The following is a 20,408-nucleotide window of genomic DNA, read 5'->3' as shown; positions in this document are numbered from 1 at the left end:
TCCTCAGGAACGGTATGGAAGTTGCACGCTGTTCAAGTCAGACCGTAGAGGCGAATTGAACGCTGTGCAAGTGGTTTCTTGAACATTGTGCAACTGAGGGTGCTGATCTACCCTGTCCGCATGCCGCGTGACACGTTGACCAGGGAGCAGATCCTTCGGGCCGCCATCGAACTGCTGGATGACGAGGGCCTCGAGGGCCTGAACATGCGCAGCCTCGGCAAGCGCCTGAACTCCGCGGCGACGGCCGTCTACTGGCATGTGAAGAGCAAGAGCAATCTGGTGATCCTCGCCAGCGACGAGGTCTGGAACGAGGTCGGCCTACCCGACCTCGACGCCGTCGACTGGCGCACCGCGGCGACCGCCATGGCGACCGACTTCTACGCGATGCTCAACCGGCATCCCTGGCTTGTGGCGGCCTTCGCCTCCCAGCCCCTGTACGGGCCCAGGAAGGCCCGGCACGACGACCACAGCCTCGGGGTCTACGAGAAGGCGGGCTTCGTCGGGCTGGAAGCCGACCAGGCGGCGGCCGCGAGCTTCACCTTCGTTCTCGGCCATGCCCTCGGCCTCACGGCGACGATCTCCGTGAACCGCCGGCTGACCCAGGGCAGCAAGAGCGTCCAGGAGCAGACCCTCGACGCCATCTCCCAGGCCACCGAGATCGCCGGGCAGTTCCCACGGCTGCGGACCCGGGTCGAGCTCTACGCCGACGCGGAGTACGGTGCCGCGCCCGAGAAGACCTTCGAGTTCGGCCTCCAGGCCCTCCTCGACGGACTGGAGGTCCGCCTCGGCACCCGAGGGCTCACCGACCCGGCCGGGACCGGTTCGTAAGGCCCGGACTTTCCGCATCGACAACCCCTCTCGTAGGCGAGGGGTCGCGATGCTCGACCGCCTCGGCTTCTTCGGTACGACTACGACCGTAGGGGCGCGGGTTATCACTCGGTTATCGACGGAGCATCCGCCGCAGAGCTGCGACGACGAGGTGTGCACCGCACTCACTTGCACATCGTTCAAGTGAGCCCGTAAGGTGACACTCGCACTGGACTTGCACTTTGTTCAATTCCTGGTGAGGAGACCGCCGTGTCCCAACAGCATCTGTCGTCCGCCGTTGCGTCCGCCGCCGCCGAGTTCGGTGTGCCGGGGGCCTCGGTCGGGATCCTGCTCGACGGCCGGGAGATCCACGCGTCCCACGGCGTCACGAGCGTCGAGGGTCCGCTGCCGGTCGACGAGCACACCCTGTTCCACCTCGGCTCGGCGACCAAGCCGTACACGGCGACCGCGCTGCTGCGCCTGGCCACCGAGGGGAAGGTCGACCTGCACGCCCCGGTGCGGCGGTATGTGCCCGAGCTGCAGCTCGCCGACGAGCGGGCCGCCGCGGAGGTCACCGTGTTCCAGCTGCTCAACCACACCGCGGGGCTGGGCTGGAACCTGATCGACGCCGGGCCGGGCGAGGCCGATCCGGCCGCGTTCGTGACGGTGCTGGACAGGTTGGAGCTCATCGCGCCGCCCGGTACCCGGGCCTCGTACAGCCAGGCCGGTTACAACGTCCTCGGACGGGTCATGGAGAAGGTCACCGGGCTGCCCTTCGAGAAGGCGGTGGCCTCGCTGGTGCTGGAACCGCTGGGGCTCACTCGCACATTCTTCGACCTGGACGACGTCATCGTCCGGCGGTTCGCCCTGGGGCACGTCCGAGACGGGGACGGGGAGCTGCGGATCGCCCGCCCGTGGAAATCCTGGCCGGCCGCCGCCCGTGCGAACAACCCGGGCGGCGGCGCCGCCTCCTGCGTCTCCGACCTGCTGCGCTGGGCGCGGTTCCATCTGGGCGGCGGGGACGGCGTGCTGCCCGCCGAGGTGCTGCACGGCATGCGGGAGCAGACGGTCGCGCTGCGCGGCAGCTCGCTCGGGGACGGCTTCGGCATCGGCTGGTTCCTGCGCGAGGTGGACGGCGTCCGCACGATCGGGCACGGCGGCTCGGGCAACGGCCAGTTCTCCGAGCTGCTGATCGTCCCCGAGCGCGACTTCGCCGTCGTCTCCCTGGCCAACGAGGGCACCCGGGGGCACGGCTTCAACCAGGCCGTCGTCCGCTGGGCGCTGGAGCACTGTCTCGGCCTGGTCGAGCGCGACCCCGAGCCGGTCCCCTACGACGCGTCCAGGGCCCGCGAGATCGTCGGACGGTACGAGATCGACGCCCTGAACCTCGACATCGCCACCGACGGCAGTCAGCTCACGCTGGGCGTCGCCATCAAGCCGGAGATCCGGGCGGCCTCGGACGCCGAGATGCCCCCGGACCACGAGCCCGCCACCATGGGACTGCTGCCCGGCGACGGCGACGAGTACATCCTCACGGCGGGCGGCCTGAAGGGCCAGCGCGGCTACTTCACCCGCGACGAAACAGGCACCATCACCGGCGCCGACCTGGCAGGCCGCCTCTTCACCCGAACCGCCCCCGGGCAACAGCCGGGGGCCAGCTGAGCAACGGGGGCCGCCGCCCCGGGTGGCCGCGCAACTGCCCCGCAGCTGCGGGCAGTCATACCGCCGGGCAGACCACCTGGCCCGCCGCCCAACCACCGCAACTGCGGGCCGCCGACCAACCGCCCCAGCTTCGGGGCAGTCCTGCCGCCGGGGCGGCCGCGCAGCGCCGTCAGGTGGTCAGGACCGGCATCGAGCGGACGCCGACCATGTCCGGGGAGGGGAAGAACTCCGTCGGACGGTCCGGGTCGGACCTGAAGTCGGGGTAGCGGTCGAGAAGCGCGTTGACCGCGATCCTGCCCTCGAGCCGGGCGAGCCGGGTGCCCAGGCAGTAGTGGACGCCGTGACCGAACACGACGTGGTCGTTGGGGCTGCGGTCCGGGAGGAACTCGTCGGGCCGCTCGAACTGGAGCGGGTCGCGGTTGGCCGCGGCCACCCACGGCAGGACCATCTGGCCCTCGGGGATGGTGACGCCGCCGATCTCCACGTCCCTGAGGGTGCCCCGGGACAGCACCGCCGCCGGCGGCAGCAGCCGCAGGGCCTCCTCGACCGCGCCCGGCACCAGGGAGCGGTCCTCGCGCACCCGCGCCAGCTTGTCCGGCTCCGCGTCCAGGCAGGCCATGGTGTTGCCGAGCATCATCGTGCTGGTGATGTGGCCGGTGATCAGCAGCACGTTGGCGACGTTGACGATCTCGTTGTCGGTGAGCCGGTTGCCGTCCTCCTCGACCTGTGTGAGATAGGTCAGCAGGTCCTCGCGCGGGCTGCGGCGGCGCTCCAGGACCTGTTCGAGCATGTAGTCGAGCAGGGGCTGCAGACGCTGCTCGGCACTGTGGATCTGCTCCTCGGCGTTCTCTCCGCCGGCGACGAAGTCGATGCCCGCCATGTTCTCGACGATGTCGAACGCGGCACCCTTGAACAGGTCGAGGTCGTCGACGCCGAGGAGGTCGGCGATGATGCGGACCGGCAGCGGATAGGCGAGATCGGCGACCAGCTCGAAGCTGCCCTTCTCGTCGACCGCGTCCAGCAGTTCACCGGTGACCTTGTGGATCTGCGGTTCCAGGCTGCTGATGATCCGGGGGCTGAACGCCCGGCCGATCAGCTTGCGGTACATGGTCTGCTCCGGCGGGTCCATCTGGGAGATGTCACCCGCCATGAACTTCTCGTCGACCTGCACCGCGGCGAGGTCGGCCGTCCTGGCCGAGAACGTCTCGTGGTCGGCGAGGATCTGCTGCACCTCCCGGTAGCCGTAGGCGCACCAGGCGCCGAGCGCCTCGTTGAACTCGACGGGTTTCTCGGGCCGGACTCCGCGCATCCAGGTGCTGCCCGGGTGGACGTTCCACCGCTCGATGACTATCGACATGGGAAGGGGTTTCCTCTCTGGTTCCCGGGACCCTGGGCTACTTCTCGGCGGCCATCGCGGCCCGCAGACTCCTGGGCCGCAGATCTGTCCAGTGCTCCTCGACGTAGGCCAGGCACTCCGCCCGGCCCGCCGTGCCGAACACGGTCCGCCAGCCCGCCGGTACCTCGGCGAAGGCCGGCCACAGCGAGTGCTGGTCCTCGTCGTTCACCACCACGAGGAACTCGCCGTTCTCGTCGTCGAAGGGGTTGCTGCTCATGTGTCGCACTCCATTTCCGTTGACCGGCCGGTCCGTGCGGTGAGTTCCCGGCCGAGAATCCGGCAGATGTCGGCGGCGGGCTCCGCGTTGATCATTTCGTGATGGGTGGTCTCGATGTCGTACTGCTTGATGGACCCGGTGATGTACGGCTTCCACCGGTCGCCGTGCGTCCCGTCGGGGTTGGGCACGGCGTTGAAGAAGACCGCGTCCCCGTGGAAGACGGGTGAGTGGAAGTCCCCGGACAGGGACGTGTGGTTGACGATCACCCGTACCGCGTTGTCGAGGAAGGTCTCGTAGTCCTGCGAGCCGGCCATGCCGGTCAGGTGCTGGCGGAAGTACTCCCGCAGCGCGCTCGCGGTGGGTGCGGGCTGCGTCGCCAGATAGTCGCCCGGCACGCAGTCGAGCATGGCCAGGAACGCCACCTCGTGGCCCCGGCCCTGCAGCCGCGCGGCGATCGCCTGGGCGAGCGTGCCGCCGATGGAGTACCCCGCCAGGTGGTACGGCCCCTGCGGCTGGATCGCCAGGATCTCCTCGACGTAGTCCAGGACCATCTCGTCGAGGGACGCGGGAAGCGGGCCCTCCCCGTCGAATCCCTTCGCCTGGATTCCGAGGATCGTCCCGAACTCGGGCAGCCGACCGCCGAATCCGAGGTAGGGCCAGCAGATGCCGCCGCCCGGGTGGACGAGCCAGAGCGCTTCGGATCCGGTGTCCGGGCCGCCGCCGGTGTTCGCCTTGATGGTCAGGACCGGGGCGAACGGGCTGCCGGCCGGTCCGGCCTCGCCCTCCGACTCCAGGAAGGCGGCCAGTTCGGCCACGGTCGGGGCGTCGAACACCGTGCGCAGCGGCAGGTCGACACCGAGGACGACGCCGATACGGCTGATCAGCCGGGAGGCCAGCAGGGAGTGGCCGCCGCGGGCGAAGAACCCGTCGTCGATGGTGACGGAGTCGAGCCCGAGCACCTCGGCGTACAGGCCGCACAGAATCTCCTCGCGGGCGGTACGCGGCGCCCGGCCGGCCGGCTCTCCCGCGTAGTTGGGCCTGGGCAGTGCCCGCCGGTCGACCTTTCCGCTCAGGGTCAGCGGCACCTCGTCGAGGACGACGAGGGCCGCGGGGACCATGTGCTGCGGCAGCCGCTCCCGGACCAGTTCGTGCACGTCGGTCACCAGGCGCTCCGCCGACTGTGCGGATGCGCGGCCGGCGGGCACCACGTAACCGACCAGGCGCCGGTCGCCGGCGCTGTCGTCGACGACCACCACGGCCCGGTCGACCCCGGGGTGTGCCGTCAACGCGGCCTGGACCTCCCCGAGTTCGATGCGGAAACCGCGGATCTTGACCTGGTCGTCGGCGCGGCCGTGGAAGACCAGCGCACCCCCGGCGTTCCAGGCCACCACGTCGCCGGTGCGGTACATCCGCTCCCCCGGCTCCCCGAAGGGGCAGGCCACGAAGCGCGAGGCGGTCACGGCCTGCCTGCCGAGGTAGCCGCGGGCCAGCCCCGGCCCGGCGATGTACAGCTCGCCGGGCACCCCGACGGGCACCGGTGACAGGGTCGCGTCCAGCACGTAGAGGCGGGTGTTGTGGATGGGCGTGCCGATCGGGAACACCCGGTCGTCCGGGGCCATCGGCGCGCTCATGGTGGCGCACACGGTGGTCTCGGTCGGCCCGTAGACGTTCATCATCCGGCGGCCCGGCGCCCACTGGGCGACCAGCTCGGGCGGCGGCGCCTCCCCGCCGACCAGCAGCGAGACCACGCCGGTCAGCGAGCCCGCCGGGAGCGCGGCGAGCAGGGAGGGCGGCAGCATCATGTGCGTGACCCCGTGCCGGTCCACGGTGCGGGCCAGCGGCAGCCCCGGTGCCAGGTCCTCCTTGTCGGCGAGGACCAGGACGGCGCCGGACAGCAGCGCCGTGAACATCTCGCACAAGGAGACGTCGAAGCTCGGCGAGACCAGCTGCAGCATCCGGCTGCCGGGGGTGACCGCCATCCGCCGTACGTGCGCCGCGACCAGGCTCGCCACACCGCGGTGGGTGACCACGGTGCCCTTGGGCTGCCCCGTGGAGCCCGAGGTGTAGATGAGGTACGCGGCGCTGTCCGGCCGAGTGCCGCGGGGCACCGGCGCGGTGGAGCGGGCCTCGGGCAGCCGGTCCACCCGCAGGGTGTCGAGGCCGTGCCCGGCCAGCACCTCGGCCGCGGCGGCGTCGACCAGGGCGAGCCGGGCGCCGGAGTCGCCCAGCATGTACGCGATCCGCTCGGCCGGGTAGGTGTGGTCCACCGGCAGATAGATCCCGCCCGCCTTGGTCACGCCGAGCAGGGCGACGACCAGGTCCGGCGAGCGGCGGGTGGCCACCGCCACGACGGTTTCCGGCCCGACCCCGTGCGCGCGCAGCGCGTGCGCCAACCGGTCGGCGCGCTCGTCCAGTTCGCGGTAGGTCAGCCGCTGGTCCTCGTACAGCACCGCCGTGGCGTCCGGGGTGGTGGCCGCCTGGTGCTCGAACTGGTCGGCCACCGTCCCCTCGGCGACGGGCTCGGCCGTGGCGTTGAAGCCGGCGAGCAGCCGCTCCCGTTCGGCCGCGGACAGCACGTCGACCGCGCCGACGGGTACGTCGGGGTCGGTCGCCACCTGGGTGAGGATCCGCGCGAACCGGGCGGCGATGTCCTCGGCCGCGGCCGGGCCGATGTGGTCCTCCAGGTACTCCATGACCACGTGCAGACGGTCGTCGGCCGCGGCCGCGATGCCCAGCGGGTAGTGGGTGCCGTTGCCGGTGGACACTCCGGTGACGGCGATACCGCCGTGGGCATCGGTGTCACCGAGGCCCTCGCGTTCCATCGGGAACGACTCGAAGACCACGACGGTGTCGAACAGGGTGCTCAGACCCGCGGCCCGGCAGATGTCGGTCAGGCCGATGTGGTGGTGGTCGAGCAGCTCGCCCTGCCGGTGCTGCAGTCCGGTCAGCACCTGCCGGAGGCTGTGCCAGGGCGACAGCTCCACCCGTACCGGCAGGGTGTTGATGAACAGGCCCACCATGGACTCCACGCCGGGCACCGCGGGCGGACGGCCCGACACCGTGGTGCCGAACACCACGTCCTGACGGCCCGTCAGCCCCGCGAGCACGATCGCCCAGGTGCCCTGGACCAGGGTGTTGAGGGTGATGCCCAGGTCGGCGGCGGAGCGGACCAGGGCGCGGGCGGTGTCGGCCGGCAGCGGGATGTCCCGCTGCCCCACCCGTTGCGGGTCCGCCTCGGCGGTGCGGTCGGGCACGAGCAGGGTGGGGTCCTCGACCCCGGCGAGTTCGGTCCGCCAGGCCTCCACGGAGGCCGCGGCGTCCTGCTCGGACGCCCACACCAGGAAGTCGCGGAAGGCACGCGCCCGCGGCAGGACGGAGGCGTCGCCCCCGGAGCCGTACAGGGCGAGCAGCTCGCCCATCAGGATGCTCAGCGACCAGCCGTCGAGCAGCGCATGGTGCGAGGTCAGGACCAGCTCGGCGCTGTCCGGCCCGGTCAGCGCGAGGCTCATCCGCAGCAGCGGCGGGGTGGCCGGTGTGAAGCGGTCGGCCTGGTCGGCGGCGAGGAACCGCTCGAACTCCTCGGACCGCCGCGCCTCGTCGAGGCCGCGCAGATCCGTGAACCGCCAGGGCAGTTCGACCTCGTCGAGGACGAGCTGCACCAGATCGCCGGCCGTGTTGGAGACGAACGCCGTGCGCAGGTTGTCGTAGCGGTCGAGCAGAGCCTGGCCCGCGGCCCGCATGCGCCGCGGGTCCACGGCGCCGCTGAGCCGGTAGACGACCTGCACGTGGTAGGCGTCGTGCGCGGTGTCGGCGAGCATCGACTCGAAGAGCAGACCGGACTGCAGCGGGGTCGGCGGCCACACGTCCCGCAACGACGGGTGGCGCTGCTCCCAGCGCTCCAGCTCGGCCTGGCCGACCGTGACGAGCGGCACGTCCGAGGGGGTCAGACCACCCGCGCCGGGCCGGGCCACATGACGGGCCAGACCCTCCAGGGCCGTTCCCCACAGGTCGGCCAGCTCCCGCACCTCGGCCTGCGACAGCACTCCCGCGGGGAAGCCGAAGCGGACGCCGAGCCGGGGCCCGTCCGGCGTGTCCGTGACGGCCGCGTTGATCTCCAGGGTGGACATCACCGGCATGTCCGCGTCGGGCGTGGCGATCAGCTCACTCACGTCGGACGCCTGGTTGAAGCCCAGTCCGCGCAGTTCCTCGGGCATGTCGGCCGCGGTGAAGTGCCCCAGGTAGTTGAAGGCGATCTGCCCACTCGGATGCGACGCCAGCACCGCCGCCGTCTCGTCGTTCAGATACCGCAGCAGGCCATAGCCCACCCCCTTGTCCGGGATGCGCAGCACCTGCTCCTTGACGGCCTTGACCACCGCCCCGGCAGCCACACCCCCGGCCAGCGCGTCATCGAGATCGGCATCACCGACCTCCACACGTACCGGGAACATGCTGGTGAACCAGCCGACCGTGCGCGAGAGATCCGCGCCCGGCACCACCGCCTCCTCACGGCCATGGCCCTCCAGCCGCACCAGCAGCGACGACTCCGCCACACCCCGGCCCCGCCGCCAGCGCGCGACCGCCACCGCCAACGCACCCAGCAGACCGTCGTTGACACCCGCACGGAACGCCGCCGGCACATCGGTGACCACGGCCTTGGTCACCCACGACGGGACGTTGAGCCACACGTGCTCGACGGTGGCGACCGTGTCGACAGCGGGATCGAGTGCGCGAGAGCCGAGCAGTGGGTCGGGGCCTTCGACGACGGACCGCCACAGATCCAGCTCCGCCACCCGCTCCGGCGAGGACGCCTCCTCGACCAGAGCGTGCGCCCAGCGCCGCACCGACGTGCCCACCGCGGGCAGTTCGGCGGTACGGCCGTCGCGGACCTCCTCCCACGCCGCCGCCAGATCCGGCAGCAGGATCCGCCACGAGACACCGTCCACCACCAGGTGATGCAGCACGATGATCAGCCGGCCCGGGACATCCTCACCCGCGTCGAACCACACCAGCCGCCCCATCACACCCGCAGCCGGATCCAGCAAGCCGGTCGCAGCATCGAGTTCGGCCTTCGCCCACTCCAGCCAGGCCTCGCCCCAGACCCCGTCGCACTCCACCCGGTGCAGCAACGAGCCCACATCGACCGAGCCCGGCCCGGACACCACCATGCCGTCCTCGACCAGCCGCGAGCGCAGCACATCATGCCGGTCCCACACCGCCGAAACGGTGGCGTTCAGCCCGGCCTCATCGATGCCCACCGGCAGCTCGGCCACCGCCGACATGCTGAACCGGCCGTATCCACCACCCAGTTCGAGCAGATACCGGCTGATCGGCAGCAACGGCTGGAACCCGGCCCCGCCACCCTCCAACTCCTCCAGGACAGCGGTCACGGTACTCCGCTCCGCGGACACGGCGGCCAGCCCCGCCACCGTGCGGTGCTGGAAGACCTCCCGCGGAGTGACCTCCACGCCCCGCGCCCGTGCCCGTGAGACCACCTGGATGGAGCGGATGCTGTCCCCGCCCACGGCGAAGAAGTCGTCGTCCACACCCACCCGGTCCGCGCCCAGCACCTCCGCGAACACGGCGGCAAGCACCTTCTCCGCCTCGCTGGAGGGCGCCCGGTAGGTCTCGCCCTTGAACACGGGAGCGGGCAGCGCCTTGCGGTCGAGCTTGCCGTTCGGGGCGAGCGGCAGCCGGTCCAGGACCACGAACGCCGACGGCACCATGTACTCCGGCAGGCGCCCGGACGCGAATCGGCGCAGTTCCTGAGTCGACACGCCCGCCGTCAGATCGAGGTGGCTGCGGCCCGTGGCGGCCGGGTCCTCGACGGCCGCCGTGGTGCGGGCCGGGACGACGTAGCCGACGAGTTGCCTGGTGCCGGCGTTGCCCTCGCGGACCACCACGGCGGCCTGGGCGACACCGGGATGGGCGGTCAGGGCCGCCTCCACCTCACCGGGCTCGATCCGCAGACCGCGGATCTTCACCTGCGCGTCGCCGCGGCCGACGTACTCGAGGCGCCCCTCACGGTCCCAGCGCACCAGGTCACCGGTCCGGTACATCCGCGCACCCGCCGGCCCGAACGGATCCGGCACGAACCGCTCCGCCGTCAGCCCCGGGGATCCGCGGTAGCCGCGGGTCACGGAGGCGCCCCCGACGTACAGTTCGCCGGGCACGCCGGGCGGCACGGGCAGCAGCCCCTCGCCGAGCACATGGGCGCGTACGCAGTCCAGCACGGACCCGACCGGAGCGACCGCGCCGCCGATCCGGTCCTGTTCGCCGGAGAGCAGGAACTGGGAGACGTAGTAGGTCTCGGTCTGGCCGTAGCCGTTGACGATGCGCACGCCCGGGAAGGCCGCACGCGCCCGCTCCACCAGCGAACCCGGCAACGCCTCACCCGCGAACACCAACGTGTCCACCGCGACCCTGCCGGCGATCTGCTCCAGGATCTCGGAGAACACCGACGGCACCGAACTGACGACACTGCCCCGCCAGCTCTCCCGCTCCGTCAACTCCAGGACATCACGGACCACTTCGACGACACCGCCACTCGTCAGCGCCGTCATCACCTCGAACACCGACACATCGAAGTTGATCGAGGTACCCGCCAGCATCCGCTTCCCCGGGCCCATGCGGACGGCGTCCACCTGGGTGGGCAGGCAGCCGGCGACGTTGCGATGGGTGGCCGTGACGCCCTTGGGGACGCCGGTGGAGCCGGAGGTGTACATCACGTACAGCGCGTTGTCCGGGTGGACTGCGCTCGCCACGGGGCTCGGGTCACCGGCCTCCAGGTCCAGGTCGTCCAGGACAAGGACGGGTACCTCGTGCCCGGGGAGGGTGGGTGCCGTCGCGGCGTCGGTCAGCAGCAGCGCCGGGCGGGCGTGCCCCAGCATCAGGCCGAGCCGTGCGCTGGGGTAGCGCGGGTCGATGGGCAGATAGGCGCCGCCGGACTTCATGATGCCGAGCAGGGCGACCACCAGGTCCGCCGAGCGCGGCAACGCCAGCCCCACCACCGACTCCCCGCTCACACCCCGCGCGACCAGGGCACGCGCGAGACGGTTGGCCCGCTCGTCCAGCTCCCGGTACGTCAGCCGCACCGCCCCGCACTCCACCGCCGGCGCGTCGGGGCTGTCCTGGGCCTGCCGCTCGAACAGGGCGTGCACGGTGGTGTCCGCCACCGGCAGGCCGGGCCCGGTGCGGCCGTCGAACCGCTCGCGCTCGCCGGGCAGCAGCACGTCCACCTGGTCGATGCGGCGCCCGGGGTCGGTCACCAGCTGCTCGACGGTCCGCAGGAAGCGGTCGGCGAGGCTCTCGGCGGTGGAGCGGTCGAACAGGTCGGTGGCGTACTCGAGGTTGCCGACCACGCCCTGGCCCGGAATGTCGCCGACGTTGAAGAACAGGTCGAACTTGGCGGTGTCCGAGAACGACGGCTCCCACCTGACCCGCAGCCCGCGCATCCCGAAGTCCTCGCGGGCGATGTTCTGCCAGGCGAACATCACCTGGAAGAGAGGGTGGTAGGCGGTGGAACGCTCGGGGTTGAGGACCTCCACCAGCCGCTCGAAGGGCGCGTCCTGGTTGTCGTACGCGGCCAGCGCCCGCTCCCGGACGCGGTCAAGGACCTCCCGGAACGACGGCGCACCGGACAGATCCGCGCGCAGCACCCAGGTGTTGACGAAGAAGCCCACCAGGTCGGCGAGTGCGGCGTCGGTGCGGTTGGCGATCGGTGAGCCCATGGTGATGTCGTCGCCGCCGCCGAGGCGGCCGAGCAGCACCGCGAGCGCGGACTGCAGCACCATGGCCTCGGTCGCGCCGCTGTCCCGGGCGAGCTTCGCCACCTCGGTCATGACCTCGGGGGCGATGCCGAACTCGACGACGTCTCCGCGGTGGCTGGGCGCCGGGGGGCGGGGCCGGTCGGTCGGCAGCTGCAGTGGCTGCGGCGCCCCGGCCAGCTCCTGGCGCCAGAACTCCGCCTGGGAGGCCAGCAGGCTGTCGGGGTCGTCCTCGTTGCCGAGCAGTTCGCGCTGCCACAGCGTGTAGTCGACGTACTGGACGGGCAGTTCGGCCCAGTCGGGCGCGCGGGACTCCAGGCGGGCCTCGTACGCCGTGGCCAGGTCGCGCGCGAGCGGGGCGATCGACTCGCCGTCCACGGCGATGTGGTGGATGACCAGGGGCAGCAGGTGCTCCTCGGCGCCGAGCCGCAGCAGCGCGGCGCGAACGGGGAGGTCGGCGGCCAGCCGGAAGGGACGCCCGATGACCCGGGCGAGTTCCTCGTCGACCGTGTCCGGTGTCACCTCGGTCAGCGCGACGTCCAGTCCGGCGTCGACGACGGGCAGCACCCGCTGGTACGGCCGGCCGTCGGCGTCCTCGGCCACGAGGGTGCGCAGGGTCTCGTGCCGGGCGACCACGTCACCCAGCGCCGCGCGCAGCGCGTCGGCGTCCAGCGGCCCGGTCAGGCGCAGCACGAAGGACTGGTTGTACGTCGCCGAGGGCCCCTCGAAGCGGTCCACGAACCACAGGCGGCGCTGGGCGTAGGACAGCGGCACCCGCTCGGGCCGGGTGTCGGCGCGGCCGAGGCGCGGCCGGGCCGGGTCACCGGTGGCCAGGTGCCCGCTCAGCCGGGCGACGGTGGGCGCGTCGAACACGCGGCCGACGCGGACCTCCGCGCCCAGTTCGGCGCGGATCCGGTTGACGAGCCGGGTGGCGAGCAGCGAGTGGCCGCCGCGGACCAGGAAGTCGTCGTCGATGCCGACCCGTTCCACGCCCAGCACCTCGGCGAACAGCCGGCACAGCACCTCTTCGGTGGCGCTCCGCGGGGCGCGGTAGGGCACGCCGGCGAACTCCGGCTCGGGCAGCGCGGAGCGGTCCGCCTTGCCGTTGGGCAGCAGCGGAAGCCGGTCGAGGGTCACGAACGCGGACGGCACCAGGTGGTCGGGCAGCTTCGCGGACATGTAGCCGCGCAGGTCCCGCGGCGGCTCGCTCCCGGCCGGGACGACGTAGGCGGCCAGATACGAGGATGCCGAGGCGCCGCTCGCGGGGCTGCGGCGGGCGATGACGAGGGCCTGTTCGACGTCGGGGTGGGCGGCCAGGGCCGCCTCCACCTCGGCGGGCTCCACGCGCACGCCGCGGATCTTCACCTGGCCGTCGCCCCGGCCGACGTAGGCGAGCTGACCGTCAGGGGTCCAGCGGGCGAGGTCGCCGGTGCGGTACATGCGGGATCCGGCGGGACCGAACGGGTCGGGCACGAACCGCTCGGCGGTCAGTCCGGCCTGGCCGAGGTAGCCGCGGCCCAGCGAGGCACCCGCGACATAGAGCTCGCCCACGACACCGGGCGGCACGGGCCGCAGCCCGGTGCCGAGGACGTAGGCGCGGCCGTAGTGCAGGGGCCGGCCGATGGGCGCGCTCGCGCCGCCGGTGAACTGCTCGCCCGCGCCGAGCGTGTACGCCGTCGCGTAGAAGGACTCGGTCTGGCCGTAGCCGTTGACCACGCGCGCGCCGGGGAAGGCCGCTCGGACGCGCTCCACCAGGGAGCCGGGGAGGCCCTCGCCCGCGAACACGAGTGCCTTGGGGTTGATGCGGCCCGGGAGTTCGTCGAGGAGTTCGGCGAACGCGGACGGCACCGAGTTGACCACGTCGGCGGACCAGGTGTCCCGCTCGCCCAGGGCGAGCACGTCGCGGACGAGTTCGACGCTGCCGCCGTGGCTGAGCGTCGCGAAGATCTCGTACACGGAGACGTCGAAGTTCACGGACGCGCTCGCCAGCATCCGCATCCCGGACCTGACCCCGAGGGCGTCGACCAGGCCGGGCAGGACGCTGGTGACGTTGCGGTGGGTGATGGCGACGCCCTTCGGCCGGCCGGTGGAGCCGGACGTGTACATCACGTAGGCGACGTTCTCCGGCCGCGCGGCCACCGGATGCGCGGACGCGGCGCCCGGCTCGGTGAGTTCGGCGAGGGTGGAGGTGGGGATGCCGGTTTCGGGCAGGACGGCCGCCGACGCGGGGTCGGTGAGGACCAGCGACGGGGACGCGTCCGACAGGAGGAACTCCAGGCGGGCACTGGGGTATTCGGGGTCGACCGGCAGATAGCCGGCGCCGGCCTTCAGCACGCCGAGCAGGGCCACGACCAGGTCGGGGGTACGGGGCAGCGCCACCGCCACCAGCGACTCCGGGCCGATGCCGCGGGCGGCCAGGGAGCGCGCCAGCCGGTCGGCGCGCCGGTCCGTCTCCCCGTAGGTCAGCGACTCGTCGCCGCTGATCACCGCCACGGTGTCGGGTGCCGCGGCGGCCCGTGCCTCGAACAGCGCGGGGACCGTCGTGTCCGGGACGGACGGCGCGGCGGTGCCGCTGAGGCGCAGCACCCGCTCACGCTCGGCGGGCGTGAGCACGTCCACCGCGCCGACCGGCAGCTCGGGGTCGGTCACCAGCCGCCGCAGCACCTGTTCGAAGCGTTCGGCGACCAGCTCCACGGCGGGCCGGTCGAACACATGCGGCTGGTACTGCAGCGACAGGCGCAGGGCGGGGTCGGCGTCGGCCATCACGGTCACCGGGTAGTGGGTGCCGCTGAACGGCGTGATGCCGGTGATGGCGACGCCGGCCGTGTCGTTGGCCTCGCTCAGACCGACGTGGTCGACGGGGTACGACTCGAAGACGACGATGGTGTCGAAGAGCCGGGTCGCCCCCACGGCCCGGTGGATCTCGCTGAGGCCGTAGTGGTGGTGGTCGAGCAGCTCGCCCTGCCGGTGCTGCAGTCCGGTCAGCACCTGCCGGAGGCTGTGCCAGGGCGACAGCTCCACCCGTACCGGCAGGGTGTTGATGAACAGGCCCACCATGGATTCCACGCCGGGCACCTCGGGCGGACGGCCCGAGACGGTGGCGCCGAAGACCACGTCGCGGCGGCCGGTGAGCTGTCCGAGCAGCACCGCCCAGGCGCCCTGCACCAGGGTGTTGAGGGTGACGCCCAGGTCGGCGGCGCACGCCGAGAGGCCACGGGTCAGGGCAGGTGACAGCGGTACGTCGACGTTGCCGACGTCGTCGCTGTGCGCGGCCGGGTCCTTGTCCCGTACGAGCAGGGTCGGCTCGTCGAAGCCGTCGAGTTCGGCCGTCCACGCCTCGGCGGCCGCGGCCCGGTCCTGCCGCGACTGCCAGGCGAGGAAGTCGCGGAAGCCGCGTGCGCGCGGCAGGACGGAGGCGTCGCCCCCGGAGCCGTACAACCGCAGCAGGTCCTGCATGAGGGTGGGCACCGACCAGCCGTCGAACAGCACGTGATGGGCGGTGAGCACCAGGGCGGAGCGGTCCGGTCCGCGCGAGACGAGGGTGAGCCTGAGCAGCGGCGGCGTGACAGGGTCGAAGCGCTGGGCGCGATCGGCGGCCAGGACCCGCTGGAAGGCCTCCTCGTCGGCGTCGGTCAGGTCCAGGTACCGCCAGGGCAGTTCGACCTGGCCGAGCACGAGCTGGACCAGGTCTCCGGCCGTGTCGGAGACGAAGGCGGTGCGCAGGTTGTCGTAGCGGTCGAGCAGTGCCTGGCCGGCGGCCCGCATGCGCCGCGGGTCCACCGGTCCGGACAGGTGGTACGCGAACTGCATCTGGTAGGCGTCGTGCGCGGTGTCGGCGAGCATCGACTCGAAGAGCAGACCGGACTGCAGCGGGGTCGGCGGCCACACGTCCCGCAGGGACGGGTGCTGCTGCTCCCAGCGCTCGATCTCGGCCTGGCCGACCGTGACGAGGGGCACGTCCGACGGGGTCAGGCCACCCGCGCCGGGCCGGGCGGCATGACGGGCCAGGCCCTCCAGGGCGGTCTGCCAGAGCGCGGCCAGCTCCTCGACGTCCGAGCGTCCGAGCACACCGTTCGGGAAGCCGATACGGGCGCTCAGCTCGCCGGAGTGCTCGACGAGCGCGTTGATCTCCAGGGTGGACATCACGGGCATGTCCGCGTCGGGCATGGCGATCAACTCACCGGTGCCCGGCGCCTGGTTGAAGCCCAGTCCGCGCAGTTCCTCGGGCATGTCGGCGGCGGTGAAGTGACCCAGGTAGTTGAAGGCGATCTGCCCGCTCGGCTGCGACGCCAGGACGGCCGCCGTCTCGTCGTTCAGATACCGCAGCAGGCCGTAGCCCATCCCCTTGTCCGGGATGCGCAGCACCTGCTCCTTGACGGCCTTGACCACCGCCCCGGCGGCCGTGCCCCCGGCCAGCGCGTCGTCGAGATCGGCATCACCCACGTCCAGGCGCACCGGGAACATGCTGGTGAACCAGCCGACCGTGCGCGAGAGATCCGCACCCGGCACGACCGCTTCCTCACGGCCATGGCCTTCCAGCCGCACCAGCAGCGACGACTCCGCCACACCCCGGCCCCGCCGCCAGCGGGCGACCGCCACTGCCAACGCACCCAGCAGACCGTCGTTGACACCCGCACGGAAAGCGGCCGGCACATCGGTGATCAGGGCACGGGTGACCGAGGTGGGCACCCGCAGCCAGACGTACTCCTGCGTGGAGATGGTGTCGACGGTCGCGTCCAGCGGCCGCGTGCCCAGTAGGGGGTCGGGTCCTTCGACGACGGACCGCCACAGATCCAGCTCCGCCACCCGCTCCGGCGAGGACGCCTCCTCGACCAGGGCGTGCGCCCAGCGCCGTACCGACGTGCCCACCGCGGGCAGATCCGGGGTACGGCCGTCGCGGACGTCCCTCCAGGCAGCGGCGAGATCAGGCAGCAGGATCCGCCACGAGACACCGTCCACCACCAGGTGATGCAGGACGACGATCAGCCGGCCCGCGGTGTCCGGCCCCGCGTCGAACCACACCAACCGGCCCATCACACCCGCAGCCGGATCCAGCAAGCCCGTGGCGGCATCGAGTTCGGCCTTCGCCGCCTCCAGCCAGGCCTCGTCCCAGGCCCCGTCGCACTCCACCCGACGGATCAGCTCCGCCACGTCCACCGAGCCCGGCCCGGACACCACCATGCCGTCCTCGACCAGCCGCGAACGCAGCACATCATGCCGGTCCCACACCGCTCCGACGGTGGCGATCAGGCCGCCCTCATCGATGCCCACCGGCAGCTCGGCCACCGCCGACATGCTGAACCGGCCGTATCCACCACCCAGTTCGAGCAGATACCGGCTGATCGGCAGCAACGGCTGGAACCCGGCCCCGCCACCCTCCAACTCTTCCAAGGCCTCGGTGGCACCACCGCGCCCGGCGGCCGCCGCCGCCAGCCCGGCCACCGTGCGGTGCTGGAAGACCTCCCGCGGCGTGACCTCCACGCCCCGCGCCCGTGCCCGTGAGACCACCTGGATGGAGCGGATGCTGTCCCCGCCCACGGCGAAGAAGTCGTCGTCCACACCGACCCGGTCCGCGCCCAGCACCTCCGCGAACACGGCGGCAAGCACCCTCTCCGCCTCGGAGGACGGCTCCCGGTACTTCTCGCCCCGGAAGACCGGCTCGGGCAGCGCCTTGCGGTCCAGCTTGCCGTTCGGGGCGAGCGGCAACCGGTCCAGGACCACGAACGCCGACGGCACCATGTACTCCGGCAGGCGCCCGGACACGAACCGCCGCAGCTCCGGCACCGACACGCCGGCCGTGAGGTCGACGTGCAGGTCGCCGATGCTCTCGGCGGCGCCGAGCTCCGTGCCGACGACGCCGACCGGCACCACATAGCCGACGAGCTGCTTGGCACGGCCGCTGTCGTGGACGGTCACGGCGGCCTGCGCGACACCGGGATGGGCGGTCAGCGCCGCCTCCACCTCGCCCGGCTCGATCCGCAGGCCCCGGATCTTGACCTGGGCGTCTCCCCGGCCGACGTACTCCAGACTCCCCTCACGGTCCCAGCGCACCAGGTCACCGGTCCGGTACATCCGCGCACCCGCCGGCCCGAACGGATCCGGCACGAACCGCTCCGCCGTCAGAGAGGGGCGGTCGTAGTAGCCGCGCCCGACGACGCCCGCGACGTACAGCTCGCCCACCACGCCGGGCGGCACCGGCTGCAGGCCCTCGCCGAGCACATAGGCGCGCATGTTGCGCAGGGGCTCGCCGATCGGCACGCTGCGCGTGGCGTCCCAGTCCTGTGCCGCCTCGACCGTGAACGTACCGGCGTAGAAGCTTTCCGTCTGGCCGTAGCCGTTGACGATGCGCACGCCCGGGAAGGCCGCACGCGCCCGCTCCACCAGCGAACCCGGCAACGCCTCACCCGCGAACACCAACGTGTCCACCGCGACCCTGCCGGCGATCTGCTCCAGGATCTCGGAGAACACCGACGGCACCGAACTGACGACACTCCCCCGCCAGCTCTCCCGCTCCGTCAACTCCAGGACATCACGGACCACTTCGACGACACCGCCACTCGTCAGCGCCGTCATCACCTCGAACACCGACACGTCGAAGTTGATCGAGGTACCCGCCAGCATCCGTGAGTCACGGCCCACGCCGACCACGCTGGCCAGGCGCAGGACGCCGTTGACCACACCGTGGTGGGTGATCGCCACGCCCTTGGGGACGCCGGTGGAGCCGGAGGTGTACATCACGTAGGCGAGGTTGTCGGGGTGCAGGTCCACCGTGACGGGGCTCGGGTCGCCGCCGTCGAGGTCCAGGTCGTCGAGGAGGACCACGGGCGCGTCATGCCCGGGGAGGGCGGGTGCCGTCGCGGCGTCGGTCAGCAGCAGCACCGGGGTGGCCTGGGAGAGGACCGCGCTCAGGCGTCCGCCGGGGTAGCGCGGGTCGATGGGCAGATAGGCGCCGCCGGACTTCATGATGCCGAGCAGGGCGACCACCAGGTCCGCCGAGCGCGGCAACGCCAGCCCCACCACCGACTCCCCGCTCACACCCCGCGCGACCAGGGCACGCGCGAGACGGTTGGCCCGCTCGTCCAGCTCCCGGTACGTCAGCCGCACCGCCCCGCACTCCACCGCCGGCGCGTCGGGGTCCACGGTGAGCTGTTGCTCGAACAGTTCCGGGATGGTCAGCGCGGGCGTGTGCGCGGCCTGACCGGCGAACCTGGACAGCCGCTCGCGCTCGCCGGGCAGCAGCGCGTCCGTCGCGCGGACCGGCCGCTCGGGTTCGGCGAGGAAGGTGTCAAGGAGCTGTACGAAGCGGGCCCCGATGTGCTCCACCGTGACGCGGTCGAACAGATCGGTCGCGTACTCGACGACGCACCGCATGCCGCCGTCGGCGGGGTCGACGGCGAAGTTGAACTCGAGGTCGAACTTCGCGGTGTGCGTGGGGACGGCCTCCAGGCGGCCGTGCACGCCGGGCAGGTCGAGGTCGATGCGGTCGTTGCTCTGCCAGGTGAACATCACCTGGAACAGCGGGTGGTAGGCGGTGGACCGCTCGGGGTTGAGGACCTCCACCAGCCGCTCGAACGGCGCGTCCTGGTTGTCGTACGCGGCCAGCGCCCGGTCCCGGACCCGGCACAGGACCTCCCGGAACGACGGCGCACCCGACAGATCCGCGCGCAGCACCCAGGTGTTGACGAAGAAGCCCACCAGGTCGAGCAGCGCCTCGTCCACCCGTCCGGCGATGGTGGCGCCGATGGGGATGTCCTCGCCCGCGCCCAGGTGGTGCAGCAGCACCGCGAGGGCGGTCTGCATCACCATGGGCGTGCTCGCGCCGTGCGCGGCGGCGATCCGCTCCGCCGCCTGGGCCAGCTCCCGCGGGATCGGGAAGTCGACCATGTCGCCGCGGTGACTGATCACCGCGGGCCGCGGCCGGTCGAAGGGCAGCTGCAACTGGTCGGGGGAACCCGCCAGTTCACCGCGCCAGTACTCCAGCTGGACGGCGAGCGGGCTGTCGGGGTCGTCCTCGTCGCCGAGCATCTCGCGCTGCCACAGCGTGTAGTCCCGGTACTGGACCGGCAGTTCCTCCCAGTCGGGTTCCCGGGACTCCAGGCGGGCCTCGTACGCCAGGGCCAGGTCGCGGGTGAGCGGCACCATCGACTCGCCGTCGGCCGCGATGTGGTGGATGTTGAGGACGAGGGTGTGCTCCTCGGGCCCCGTGCGGACCAGGGTGGTGCGCACGGGGATCTCCGAGGACAGGTCGAAGTGGTGGGCGACCGCCCGCGCCACCAGGGTGTCCGCCTCGCCGGGGGAGGCCTCGACCAGAGGAAGGCCGAGACGCAGTTCCCCGGCGGGTACGACATGCTGCGCGGGCACGCCGTCGTCGACGACGAAGACCGTGCGCAGGCTCTCGTGCCGGATCACCACGTCCCGCAGGGCCGACGCCAGCGCGTCCACGTCGAGCCGGCCGGTCAGGCGCAGCAGGAAGGGGATGTTGTACGTCGCCGACGGCCCCTCGAAGCGGTCGATGAACCACAGGCGCCGCTGCGCGAAGGACAAGGTCGTCATGTGGGGTCTA

The 20,408-nt window shown here is 72.1% G+C and carries 5 protein-coding genes; 2 read left to right on the top strand and 3 right to left on the bottom strand.

Annotation, left to right across the window (positions count from 1 at the left end; translation table 11 throughout):
- The first annotated feature begins 120 nt into the window (after window positions 1-120).
- The gene (locus ACFY1U_RS18530; protein WP_390695143.1) at window positions 121-828 is read left to right on the top strand and encodes a TetR/AcrR family transcriptional regulator; all 708 of its coding nucleotides are present in this window, start codon (window positions 121-123) and stop codon (window positions 826-828) included.
- A gap of 249 nt (window positions 829-1,077) precedes the next feature.
- Window positions 1,078-2,469, top strand: a complete 1,392-nt coding sequence (locus ACFY1U_RS18525) for a serine hydrolase domain-containing protein (RefSeq protein ID WP_390695142.1) — start codon at window positions 1,078-1,080, stop codon at window positions 2,467-2,469.
- Between the two features lie 169 nt (window positions 2,470-2,638).
- Here the strand turns inward: ACFY1U_RS18525 and ACFY1U_RS18520 are convergent, their stop codons facing one another.
- Genes ACFY1U_RS18520 through ACFY1U_RS18510 form a run of 3 tightly spaced genes read right to left on the bottom strand, consistent with a single transcriptional unit; the run spans window position 2,639 to window position 20,398 of the window.
- On the bottom strand, window positions 2,639-3,826 hold the full coding sequence (locus ACFY1U_RS18520) for a cytochrome P450 (RefSeq protein WP_390695141.1): 1,188 nt from the start codon (window positions 3,824-3,826) through the stop codon (window positions 2,639-2,641).
- A gap of 37 nt (window positions 3,827-3,863) precedes the next feature.
- Window positions 3,864-4,082 (bottom strand): MbtH family protein, encoded by a 219-nt coding sequence (locus tag ACFY1U_RS18515; protein WP_200701567.1) that lies wholly within the window; start codon window positions 4,080-4,082, stop codon window positions 3,864-3,866.
- Window positions 4,079-20,398, bottom strand: coding sequence for an amino acid adenylation domain-containing protein (locus tag ACFY1U_RS18510; RefSeq protein WP_390695140.1), 16,320 nt, complete (start codon window positions 20,396-20,398; stop codon window positions 4,079-4,081). Before ACFY1U_RS18510 ends, ACFY1U_RS18515 begins: the two co-directional genes overlap by 4 nt.
- Window positions 20,399-20,408: the final 10 nt, after the last annotated feature.

Source organism: Streptomyces sp. NPDC001351 (assembly GCF_042896045.1).
Classification (GTDB): Bacteria; Actinomycetota; Actinomycetes; order Streptomycetales; family Streptomycetaceae; genus Streptomyces.
This window is presented reverse-complemented; position numbering and strand designations above follow the sequence as displayed.

Coding starts and splice junctions, on each gene's coding strand:
- ACFY1U_RS18530 (WP_390695143.1), top strand. CDS start 121: ATGCCGCGTGACACGTTGACCAGGGAGCAGATCCTTCGGGCCGCCATC.
- ACFY1U_RS18520 (WP_390695141.1), bottom strand. CDS start 3,826: ATGTCGATAGTCATCGAGCGGTGGAACGTCCACCCGGGCAGCACCTGG.
- ACFY1U_RS18515 (WP_200701567.1), bottom strand. CDS start 4,082: ATGAGCAGCAACCCCTTCGACGACGAGAACGGCGAGTTCCTCGTGGTG.
- ACFY1U_RS18510 (WP_390695140.1), bottom strand. CDS start 20,398: ATGACGACCTTGTCCTTCGCGCAGCGGCGCCTGTGGTTCATCGACCGC.